The 10848-nt window shown below is 42.2% G+C and carries 9 protein-coding genes (1 of these 9 only partly in view); 4 read left to right on the plus strand and 5 right to left on the minus strand.

Going from position 1 to position 10848, the window contains the following annotated elements:
* Nucleotides 1-31 precede the first annotated feature (31 nt).
* On the plus strand, nucleotides 32-925 hold the full coding sequence (locus PL8927_RS12970; RefSeq protein ID WP_083622086.1) for a DUF4349 domain-containing protein: 894 nt from the start codon (nucleotides 32-34) through the stop codon (nucleotides 923-925).
* A 446-nt stretch (nucleotides 926-1371) separates the two neighbouring features.
* On the opposite strand, the gene PL8927_RS12975 is transcribed toward PL8927_RS12970, so the two are convergent.
* The 4 genes from PL8927_RS12975 to PL8927_RS12990 form a co-directional block, all read right to left on the minus strand.
* Complete coding sequence (locus PL8927_RS12975; protein ID WP_083622088.1) at nucleotides 1372-2466, minus strand: RuBisCO accumulation factor 1; 1095 nt, start codon at nucleotides 2464-2466, stop codon at nucleotides 1372-1374.
* 171 nt (nucleotides 2467-2637) lie between these two features.
* Nucleotides 2638-3975 carry a hypothetical protein gene (locus tag PL8927_RS12980; protein WP_083622090.1) on the minus strand — a complete coding sequence of 446 codons (1338 nt, stop codon included), beginning with the start codon at nucleotides 3973-3975 and terminating at the stop codon, nucleotides 2638-2640.
* A gap of 177 nt (nucleotides 3976-4152) precedes the next feature.
* Nucleotides 4153-4932 carry a photosystem II S4 domain protein gene (locus PL8927_RS12985; RefSeq protein ID WP_083622093.1) on the minus strand — a complete coding sequence of 260 codons (780 nt, stop codon included), beginning with the start codon at nucleotides 4930-4932 and terminating at the stop codon, nucleotides 4153-4155.
* A gap of 87 nt (nucleotides 4933-5019) precedes the next feature.
* On the minus strand, nucleotides 5020-5541 hold the full coding sequence (locus PL8927_RS12990) for a hypothetical protein (RefSeq protein WP_083622095.1): 522 nt from the start codon (nucleotides 5539-5541) through the stop codon (nucleotides 5020-5022).
* A gap of 276 nt (nucleotides 5542-5817) precedes the next feature.
* On the opposite strand from PL8927_RS12990, the gene serA reads away from it, so the two are divergent.
* The 3 genes from serA (at nucleotide 5818) to PL8927_RS13005 (ending at nucleotide 9169) form a co-directional block, all read left to right on the plus strand.
* Nucleotides 5818-7401, plus strand: a complete 1584-nt coding sequence (gene serA / locus PL8927_RS12995; protein ID WP_083622098.1) for a phosphoglycerate dehydrogenase — start codon at nucleotides 5818-5820, stop codon at nucleotides 7399-7401.
* A 195-nt stretch (nucleotides 7402-7596) separates the two neighbouring features.
* Nucleotides 7597-8487, plus strand: coding sequence for a 50S ribosomal protein L11 methyltransferase (prmA, locus tag PL8927_RS13000; protein ID WP_083622217.1), 891 nt, complete (start codon nucleotides 7597-7599; stop codon nucleotides 8485-8487).
* Between the two features lie 103 nt (nucleotides 8488-8590).
* Nucleotides 8591-9169 carry a TetR/AcrR family transcriptional regulator gene (locus PL8927_RS13005; protein WP_083622219.1) on the plus strand — a complete coding sequence of 193 codons (579 nt, stop codon included), beginning with the start codon at nucleotides 8591-8593 and terminating at the stop codon, nucleotides 9167-9169.
* Between the two features lie 38 nt (nucleotides 9170-9207).
* Here the strand turns inward: PL8927_RS13005 and PL8927_RS13010 are convergent, their stop codons facing one another.
* Nucleotides 9208-10848 carry the 3' portion of a ribonuclease catalytic domain-containing protein gene (locus tag PL8927_RS13010; protein ID WP_083622100.1) on the minus strand. Its footprint extends 375 nt past the window's final position, so only the last 1641 of its 2016 coding nucleotides appear in the window; the start codon falls outside the window, past its right edge; the stop codon is at nucleotides 9208-9210.

Consider the following 10848-nt stretch of genomic DNA (forward strand, 5'->3'; position numbering starts at 1 on the left):
ATCTCAGAGTATTTTTTAGGAAGGTTCTACTATGAATAGTCATCAAATTCGCACTCAGACCGCATCAAAGCTAGGATTTTGCCTAGGATTAATTGTATCAACTTTCGCCTTATTCAGTTGCAGTTCTCTCAATGAAAGTAATTCTGCAAAAGTCATGAGTTCCCCGGCTAACGCACCTGTCCCGGCGGCAGAAAGCCGACAAATGGCTGATTCTGCACCGGAACAAACGACTCCAGAACCTAAAAAACAATCCCAATTAATTAAACGCGCTCAATTGACGTTAGTAGTACAGTCCATTCATCAAACCACAGAATCCATTACTGAAATTATACGCAAACAACAAGGAGATATTTTAAAATTTGAAGCTCAAAAATCCCCAGATAATAGTCAGCGTCAAACGGCTTATTTAGAGTTTAGAGTTCCCCAACAACGATTAGAAACAACGTTAAATTCTTTAGCCAAATTGGGAACAGTAGAAAATCAAATGATTACAGCCGAGGATGTTTCTGATCAATTAGTAGATTTTCAAGCTCGACTGCGAAATTTACGCAAATCGGAAGAAATGGTCTTAAAAATTATGGAACGTTCCGGTTCCGTTGGAGATGTTCTCAAAGCGGCTAATGAACTGAGTACGATTCGAGAATCTATTGAACGCATTGATGCTCAGTTAAGAAGTTTACAAAATCAAGTGGCTTATTCTACGATTACTTTAAATATTGAATCAGTAGTTTCTGCTACTCCAACTCAAGAAAATTTGGGGTTAAGAGTACAAGAAACCTGGGGAATGGCGACTCATGCAATGGGAGAATTCACTTGGTTATTAGTAGGATTAATGTTGTGGTTATTGGCTTTTAGTCCTTATTTATTAATCATTGGAGGTGCAGTTTATGGTTATCGTTGGTATCGTCAGACTCAAATGAAATAATCAACAATTGTAAGGGTGGGTTTACCTCCATCAGTGTCAAGTTAAGCCGAAAACCCGTGATTACAGTCGAGAACAGATCCCCCTAAATCCCCCTTAAAAAGGGGGACTTAGATCTCCTGTTCCCCCCTTGTTAAGCCAGGGCTGTTTCATTCTCGGATCTAAAATGCGATCGCTAAACTCTAAAAGCCTTTTTCTGTAAAGAAAAGGAGAATTATTTCAACAGTTTTGATATTTTCTGTTTAAATAGGGTCTAAAACTTGCCCCAGATCAAAGGTTTAGCGATCGCAAAAAATTAGAATGAAACAGCCCTGCTTGTTAAGGGGGGTTAGGGGGGATCATTGACTTCGGATCAGATAGCGCGTGAATTCTGGTTTGATCGCCTACTTCTAGCGTTAAGTTGACACTAATGAGTAACCCCGCCCCAACAGCCAACCGTCAACAATTCGTTATTCATCAATTTGCCAAACATCATGATTTTGATCCTCATCCCATACTTTCTTCGGACGCACCACTAACAGCAATTTTCCCAGTAAATTAATCCCTGGATTTTCATCAAACCATTGTAAGTCTAAATGATTAGATTCTTCTACTAAGAAATAGGCATCTCCATTCCATTCTCGTTGAGAGCGATCTACAATGATTAAAACAGGTTCCGGTTGACCGGGTAAAGGATTGGGTAAATTAGCACTATTCCCTAAAATAGCAACGGGATCTTCAGCATTCATCACCACTTGCCACCCCGGAACCCCAACCCAAGCCGCATTTCCTGACGATTTAACAATGCGAAATTTCCCTAATTCTTCAATCAAAGGAACTGCCGTAAAGTCTGATAAAGTTATAGGAAATTCCCCCGCTACCGGGATTAATCGCGGCAGATATTCTTCAGTTTCTAAACGATAAATGGGTAAACTAGGCGCGGAACGTTTTGTAATAACTGAAAAATCCGTTAACAGTTGTTCAATTTTTTCTCTGGCGGTTGCGGTGTGAGCATATTTTAACCCTTTGGCAATTAAACGCGATCGCTCTTGCAAATCATTGTGTTGTCGTGCGGATTTCAAAGCTTGATAAGCTAAAATATCTCCAGGATGATTAGAAAAGCCTTCTGGGAAAATCGAAAACCGAGAGAATTCTTTCATTGCTTTTGCTAATTCTCTGGCTTCATCAGCATCTAATTTACGTTGATCAGCAAATTCTGTGGCAATAATTCTTTCATCTTGGTTCAAAATCCGAAATTCATATAAAATATCACTCCCCCGATGTTGAAAATGGGATTGAATTTCCTCGGCTAAATTGCCTTTAACTAAGGAGGTAAACACCTGTGAAGCTACAATCACTTGATTTTGTTGAATCGGTTCAAATCCCGTTTCTTCAAAAATTTGTTGGGGATTATAACCTGATTTTTGTAACTTAGCACAGGCATCACCCCACTCGACCCAATTTCCTTGTTTACGACGTAATAATTGCACTAAATTAGCAGTATTTGCCGAAGGGTCTGGCTCCGAAGACAGGGGAAGGGAAGGATCTTGTGGTGTTTGACTCATAAATTATCGGGGTTAATCGGTCTTAAGATTGGAATGTCCTGAAAATATCAACTTTCTGTCTAAACGTTTAATTTATCATAAACGATGGGCAATTATAAATCCATTAACTTTAAAACTACAGGGATTTTTGTTGTCGGTTAACCGTCAACAGTCAACGCTCAACGGTCATCGTTAATTGATATATAATTTCTGACGAGTATGTTGAGCGGCGCGTAATAAATTTTGGGCTTCTGAAGTTACCGTTGTACTTGCTGGAACCTGTTCTAACGTGCTAATAATATCTGTTAATTGACTAATTAAGGAACCAATATCAGGATCTTTAGAACGAGCTAATTTTTGCCATTGAGCAATAGCAGATTTTGCCTGTTTAACCGATTCAATTGCATCTTTTTCCGCTTCTAACCGAATTTCGACAATCCCTAAATTCGATTGATATTCTGCTAATTTTTTCTGAGCTTCTGAATAGCTGGGGTTCTCTGTCGGAACTTTTTCTAACCGACGAATTGCCTGCTCCCATAATTTAATCACTTGTTGCCATTCTTGAGCCGTATGAGGCGGATTTTGAGAAGCTTTTGCCGCTTGACTTGCAAATTGCATCGCCGCATCAATTAACGTATTTCCTTGAATACTTCCCGCTACAAATCCAAGCTGTTGTTGAAAATCTCGTTGAGCCGTCCCTAACTGTTTTTGAGCTAATTTTCCGGCTAAGGTTTGGGGGGGTATTTTCTCTAATTGATCAATGGCGGTTTGCCAAACAGCAATGGTTTGTTGTTGTTCATTTCCAGGAGGAATTTTTTGGAATTTTTGCTGCGCCTCTTTAATTGATTGTTCAGCTTTTGTATATTCCTGATAGGCATTTTGTTCTTGAAAAATCTTAGATTCCATCCGTCCGATATTCTTGCGAGCGCCTTCATATTCATCGAAAGTAAATCGCCAAATGCAACCCATAAATGAACAATAAGCTTGAGGATAATACCCTAAAAACCAAACGGGTAATTGATCTAAATGTTTTTGAGCTTGTTTAACTTTTCCTACGCCTAATTCAATATCAGTAATCGCTGTTGCTTGATTAATTAATTGATCGGATTGTTCTACTAACGACACGGCTTGTCGATAGTTATAATCCATATTAATATAACTTGGAAGTAATAAAATTGGCAAGGTTTTAGCGACCGGAAAACGGATCATCGGGTAAGGTAAATTAGCCACAGCCACTATTCCCGCTAATCCTCCTAAAATTGCCGTTCCCCAAACTACTTTAGCAAAAATTCCGGGAGGACGATTCGCTTTTGCAGCTTGTTTTAAAACGGTTTCGCTAAAACTGGGAAATTGATCGGAAATTAAGTCTCGTAACTCATCTATAGTTAAGGGATCTCCCGCTTGCGATCGCATTTTTTCCAATCGTTTCAGAATAATTTTTTCCCCCACATCCCCCACTAAATCCTTTTGAGCACATTTTTTAACTTCTGGTTTTAAAATTTCAAAAGCCTGATCATAGAGTCTTTTCATTTCTCATATTCTCCTAATTTTATACAGGAATCCTATTTGGGTTTATAACAAAAATAAATGCTCAAATCTACATTCTTTCTATTCCCTACTCCCTATTCCCTATTCCCTATTCCCTATTCCCTATTCCCTATTCCCTATTCCCTGTTCCCTGTTCCCTGTTCCCTGTTCCCTCTTAAATTACTGATACCGACTTAACTCAACTCGATATCGTTGTTTTTTTGTAATCACAATATCCTTCACTTCTAAACGTCCTTTTCCCCGAATAGCAATTAAATCCCCGGATTTCACTTGATGACTAGCTTGGGTGATTTCCTTCCAATTCACCCGCACATCTCCCCCATCAATTAAACTCACCATTTTGCTCCGAGACATTCCAAAACCAGCAGAAGCAACTGCATCTAAACGCAGGGAAGCTTCTACCGTTGTTAAGTCTTTTTTCTTGGGTTCTTTAACCTTTAATTCACCGGGATCAATTCGTTGTGTTTTCACTGGAACAGAACGAACTTGTGTCAGATTTAATTCTAAAAAATCTGCTAATTCTGGCGTCACAATAGTTTGGGCACCTCGTTCTCCTAAAACAATAATATCCCCCGTTTTATCTCGAACAATACCCGTCCCTAACATCGATCCTAAAAAGTCTCGATGGGTAGCAGGATCAAAGAGAAAATTCCCTGAAATCTCTAAAACCACAACGCTCACCTGGGAGGGATCAAGTGGTAAGTCAGATCGAGCAATTCCTAGACGTTGGCGTTCCGCTTGGGGATAGCCTCCCCAGGCGACCATCTGTAATTCTGTTAATCGACTAAAAACCTTTTCCGATTCTGCCAATTCGGGAGGAGAAAGGAAATCCGTTAAGGTAATTTCCCAGTTTTTGAGAGCTTGTTCTGCTAGATCCAGAACTCGTGCTAGACTTTCTCGATTTTCAATGCCTTTTAAAAGTTCATCTCGAGGTAACATTAGGCGATTTTAGGTGAACGAGGATAGAAAAATTCTCCGTATTGATGATAACATTTTTAACAAAAATTCGAGTCGTTTTAACGAATGTTAAAACATGGTATTGTCTCCCACCGTATAGCCTTGAAGATTTTCCGGTTCCAAAGGCCTTAAAACACGAGTGGCTCTCCGCATCAGGGTTTCTGAACCCGTGACTACGACTAAATATTTCCCAGCGTTGAGGCGGTTGCGATAGGGTAAAGCATCACCACCCCCAACAATTAAACCCACACCGCCGCCAGCAAGAATACTCCCTAATCCCCCGGAAATCCCACCGAGAACAGCCCCGATTAAATGATTTCCGACCTCTCCAGCCCAGGCAAACGTGTCTAATCCGGTAATTAAACTAAAGCAAAAACCGGAAACAAATCCAAAGGGAATTAACCAAATTGCCATTAACTTAACTTGTTTAATGGCGCTTTCGTTCGGGTCAATTAAGCCAAATTCATCAGCCGTTTTATAGCCTTTTCCTAAAATACTGATTTGGGTTGTCGGAATACCTTCTTTTTCTAATTCAACATAGGCCGTTTCAGCTTGCAGGCGATCGGACAGGACAGTGACAAGATAGTTCATGAGAATAGTTGAGGATATGCAATCAATCTATTGTTAGTGTACACAATAGCCTGCACCTGTTCACCCATACCCAATATCCCAGCAAAGCTAAATTTTTTCCGAGGATTCTCAGTAGATAGACCCATTAACAGTTAAAATAACCTACTGCGGTATTTACTTAGACCGTTAATTTGGAAGAAAGAATAACTTGTGAAGATTCTCTCGAACATCCCCCTAGCGGATTGTGTCAGGGGGTGATCTTCCGTTTCCTGCTATTGCAAACCATTTCCCTAAATCATGCCCAAGGTTCTTGTATCCGATTCGATTGATCAAGTTGGTATAGACATCCTCTCTCAAGTCGCTCAGGTGGATGTCAAAATAGGTTTACCCCCAGAAGAACTGGTGCGGATTATTCCAGAGTATGACGCTTTGATGATCCGGTCTGGAACTCGTGTAACCCAAGAAATGATTGAAGTCGCCGATAACCTTAAAATTATTGGTCGCGCCGGGGTTGGCGTGGATAATGTGGACGTTCCCGCCGCCACCCGCAAAGGGATTGTTGTCGTCAACTCCCCCGAAGGAAATACCATTGCCGCCGCCGAACACGCCTTGGCGATGATGCTGTCTCTGTCTCGCTACATTCCCGATGCTAACCAATCGGCTAAAAGTGGAAAGTGGGATCGTAAAAGCTTCATTGGCGTAGAAGTTTATAAGAAAACCCTAGGAATTGTGGGGTTGGGTAAGATTGGTTCTCACGTCGCAGCAGCAGCGAAAGCGATGGGGATGAGACTCTTGGCTTATGACCCGTTTATTTCCCAAGAACGGGCTGATCAAATTGGTTGTCGGTTAGTGGACTTGGATCTGTTGATTCGGGAGTCCGATTATATGACGCTACATATCCCTAAAACCAAAGAAACCTATCATCTGTTCAATGGGGAAGTCTTCGCTAAAATGAAGCCCACCGCCCGCTTGATCAACTGTGCTAGAGGCGGTGTCATCGATGAAGCAGCCTTAGCTGAAGCTTTACGGAATGGTCAACTGGCGGGAGCCGCCCTAGATGTGTTTGAAAACGAACCCCTAGAAGCTGATTCTCCCCTGCGGGAATTGGGCTCTAAAATTGTCCTCACTCCCCACCTGGGAGCTTCTACAGAGGAAGCGCAAGTGAATGTGGCGATCGATGTCGCTGAACAAATTCGGGACGTGTTACTGGGCCTGCCAGCCCGTTCTGCGGTGAATATTCCAGGGTTGTACCCGGATGTTTTGGAAAAACTCAAACCCTATCTGCAACTGGCAGAAACTCTGGGTAATTTGGTCGGTCAGTTAGCTGGGGGACGAGTCGATTTCCTCGATGTCCGTTTACAAGGGGAATTGGCTGGAACTAATAGCCAAGCGGTGGTTGTGGCTTCTCTGAAGGGGTTACTGTCCCAAGCTTTACGCGAACGGGTGAACTATGTAAACGCTAGTATTGAAGCCAAAGAACGGGGTATCCGAGTGATTGAAACCCGTGATGCTTCGGTGACGGACTACACGGGATCGCTGCATTTAGAAGCAAAAGGGACTTTAGGCAGTCATTCTGTTACCGGAGCCTTATTAGGAGATCAAGAAATTCGGATCACCAGTGTTGATGATTTCCCGATTAACGTTCCTCCTACCCGTTATATGTTATTTACCCTTCACCGGGATATGCCAGGGATTATTGGTAAAATTGGCTCGCTTTTGGGCAGCTTTAATGTCAATATTGCCAGTATGCAAGTCGGACGTAAAATCGTGCGGGGGGAAGCTGTCATGGTCTTAAGCCTCGATGACCCTTTACCCGAAGGTATACTGGCAGAAATTATGAAAGTCTCTGGCATCCGTGATGCCTATACGGTAACGCTGTAATCAGTTATCAGTTATCAGTTATCAGTGAAAGAAGTTGACAGTTGATTAGCTGTTTATGCAGGCGGATAGCCGATGCAAAAAACTCACGATTAGTCAGTTTCTACACCGATGACTGATGACTAATAACTAATCACTGATGACTAATAACTGATGACTGATGACTGATGACTGATAACTGATAACTGATTAATGATTATGGCTAATAGTTGGTGGGAAATTAAGGTATTGTGTGATCCGATGCTAGAGGATGATGTCTTCTGGCGCGTGGAAACGTTTGGTTGTCGGGGAACGGCCAGTCAAATTAAAAATAATTCCTGCCTGATATCAGCCTATTTACCCGAAGAAAAAGCGCATTTGCTGGATTTAGCAGCACTTTCGTTGTTATTGCGTCAAGACGCACTCTGTTTAGAAGTACCCATTCCGGCTGTAGCTTGGGATTTAATTGATGAACAGGACTGGTCACATTCTTGGAAAAAATATTGGGAACCCACCCCCATTGGCGATCGCTTTTTAGTTTATCCGGCTTGGTTAACATTACCAGAACATTGCGATCGCTTATTATTACGTTTAGATCCGGGAATTGCCTTTGGAACCGGAACTCATGCTACCACCCAACTCTGTTTAGAATCCTTAGAAATGCGATTAGGAGGAGAACCCACTCAAGCGGTGATCGCAGATATTGGGTGCGGTTCGGGAATTTTATCCATTGGGGCAATTTTATTAGGCGCGTCTAAAGTTTATGCTGTTGATACTGATTCTTTAGCCACTCGTGCTACCAAAGAAAATAGTGAATTAAATCAGATTTCACCCGAACAAATTATTATTCAAGATGGGAGTGTGGAACAGGTGATTGAGGTGGCAGATCAACCAGTAGATGGGATTGTTTGTAATATTTTAGCTGAAGTTATTATTGATTTAATTCCTCAATTTGATGCGATCGCCAAGAAAAATACTTGGGCAGTTTTAAGCGGTATTTTAATGGATCAAGCTAAACCCATTGCGGATACTTTAGAGCAACATGGTTGGGTTGTCGCTACCTTATGGCGTCGGCAAGAATGGTGTTGTTTTAATATTCGACGAGCTTGACATCCTTCACGGTCTAAAGGCGAGTCGAACTCACGTTATTCCCTTATGCGGGAAGACAGTGTATGATTTTGGCAAACCCGATTACCCTCAACACCATCACCTAATGGTTGCAGAAAAAGCCGAACAAATCCTCAACGGTGCCATGCCAGAGTTTTTGCAGAATGGCTATGCTTGTACAAGTATGGACAAAGTAGCTAAGTCGGCAGGTGTGTCTAAACAAACCCTCTATAGCCATTTTTCCGATAAAGATGGATTATTTACGGCGTTAGTCGAACGAATTGCTACCGAAAAATTTAATCTGGTTTGGTCACAACCGTTACAGGGTGAACCTGAACAAGTATTAAGAGATTTAGCTAAACGCTTAGTCAAAGAAAATATTAATGATAATGAATATTTGTGTTTTGTGCGTTTAATTGTCGCAGAATCAGGAAAACGACCTGATTTAGCTCAATTATTTTTAAAGAAATTGTGTCAACCTGCGGTTATTATTTTGACTCAATATCTTCAAAATCATCCTGAATTAAATATTATTGATTGTGAAGCAACAGCCCGGATTTTTGTTGGGTCATTAATCCATTTTATGATGGTTCAAGAAGTCTTATCCGGCAAAGAAGTTATGCCCATCGAAGCAGATCGGATTATTGATAGTTTAATCCGTCTAATTATTAATCAAAAAGATTAGTTGGCTGTTGGCTATTTAGGGTTTACAGTTGAAAATTGCTAAACAACAGATGAAGCAGTCGGAGTAATAATTTCCTGAAATTGAATCATATCCAAACGGGGATCAACATGACTCACTTTCACCTCAAACTGTTCTCCAACTTCCACAGAACGACTAAATCGCATTGGCAATTCTAAGGCTAACTCCTCTAAAAAGACTAACCCTAAATTGGCATCTTCTCGCAGCCATCGCAGCATTGTTGCTTGCCAAATTTCATCGCTATTGCGCCGTAAAAATTCTAAACTCCAATAACGATTGGTTTCCCGTTCGACTTTGGAAGCTTCCTTCACCGCCGGCCCTAAACTCATCACCATTTCCTGCATTTGTTCTACAGAAAAAGGTGGGGTTTCTCCTCGCAGATGGGCTTTAATTTGAAAATGAGCCAACAAATCACTATAACGGCGAATGGGCGATGTCACCTGGGTATACGTCTCTAAGGCCAAACTCGCATGACGCGAAGGAGTTAAACCCACCTCACTCCGAGGCATATAACGCCGCATCGCACAAGCTCTAACGGCTCCGGGTGGTAGTTGCATCAACTCCTCTTCCGGGGGTAATTCCGGTTGCGGTTGACTGCGATAAGGTAAAGCTAAATTATGGGTTTGACCATAACGAGCCGCCACTTCCCCCGTTAAAATCATCATTTCCGCCACCATTTGCCGGGACGGAGAATCTTCTAAAACCGTAATACTGACTTCCTCTCCATTTACCTTAATCAGCGACTCCGGCATATAAATACTAATCGCCCCGTTAGCATTTCGCCATTCCTTGCGACGTCTAGCCCACATCGATAAAGCATCAATTTCCGGTTCCCCTTGGATGCCAATTTGCAACATCTCATCCACATCGTCGTAGGTGAGGCGATAAGTCGGTTTGATCGTACTGACATGAATACTATAGTCCTCTACCCCACCCGTTCCGTCCAGAATAATCCCAAAACTCAAGGCAAAACAAATCTGCCCCTGAACTAAACTCATTGGCCCCGTTGCCAATTCTGAGGGGAACATGGGAATCATCCCCGTGGGAAGATAAACGGTTGTTGTTCGGCGACGAGCTTCTAAGTCCAGTTCATCTCCGGGGGAAATCAAACGAGTGGGATCAGCAATATGAATCCAAATTCGTTGTCGTCCATCCTCCAAGATCTCTAAACTTAAACCATCATCAATCTCACGGGTACTCTCATCATCAATCGTATACACCTTAAGATGAGTTAGATCTAAGCGGTTAGAATCGGGATCAGGCGGGGGAGAATCTAAGCAACATCGAGCCACTTCAAGCACTTGAGTTGGAAATTGGATGGGAATTTGACTCCGACGTAGAAATAGGTTTTCATGAAGACTCCATATCCCTAAGTCTACTAACAGTTGCAACGCAGCTTGGGGCGTTTGAGCGCGTTCCAAGGTTGCCAACGTTTCAATAGCAGGTGCGACATGGGAGGCTTCTTCTCCAGACAGCGCCAAACGCTCTAACGCATCCAATCGGGTGCGATCGCTATTTTGCCATTCTACCACGACCCCCGTTAGTCTCTTTTGTATCCGCAACCAATATTCTTGAACGTCCCGTTGCTTTTGCTGTTCAACGTCCTGTTGATGTTTAATTTCTGCAACTTGGCTAGGAGAGCGAGGTTCGTAGCGATCACC

Origin of the sequence: Planktothrix serta PCC 8927 (assembly GCF_900010725.2) — a bacterium.
In the GTDB taxonomy this organism is placed as follows: domain Bacteria; phylum Cyanobacteriota; class Cyanobacteriia; order Cyanobacteriales; family Microcoleaceae; genus Planktothrix; species Planktothrix serta.